The following is a 608-nucleotide window of genomic DNA, read 5'->3' on the forward strand; positions in this document are numbered from 1 at the left end:
CGCCACGATCTCCGGGTTGCGCACCGCGATGTCCGCGACATGCTCGACGGTGATCGTCTTCTCGTTGTCGGTCAACGCATACGCCGGCACCCCACCCAACCGGCGCAACGTGCTGTCCAGACAAGACACGATCGTCGGCAGGGTCTTGTCGACCGTCGGAATCACCACCCGGAACCTCGACCAGGCCAGCCACGCGCACCACAACGACGTACGTCGTCCACCGACACGCGGCCCCTCACCCCAGTCGAACTGCAGCCACAGCCCCGGCTCCGGGATCCACGGCCGGAACACCCGCCGCTGCCCGGCGGCGAAACGGGCCTTGACCTCCGCGACCGCCCGTCGCGTGGTGCGCTCACCACCGCCGAAGCCCATCGCCGTGATCCGCCGATGTACCACGTCCGCGCGGGCCCGCCCACCCGAACGCGCTACCAGTTCCTCGATCTTGCCCATGTACTCATCGATCGGCCGGGCCCGGTGCGCCCGCGCCTCGGGACTCTGCCCGGATTCTCGGAACTTCACGTAACGGGCAACGGTGTGATGATCACACCCAGCCAACTCAGCCGCCGCACGGTAACTGCCCGTGAGGTCGTATGCCTCCAAGATTTCCA

1 pseudogene is annotated in these 608 nt (G+C 67.4%); it reads right to left on the minus strand.

What is annotated here, in order from left to right:
* Positions 1-608, minus strand: a pseudogene (locus ACFHWU_RS29320) (IS21 family transposase); the annotation flags it as partial.

The organism is Micromonospora sp. LOL_015 (assembly GCF_048060275.1).
Classification (GTDB): Bacteria; Actinomycetota; Actinomycetes; order Mycobacteriales; family Micromonosporaceae; genus Micromonospora_E.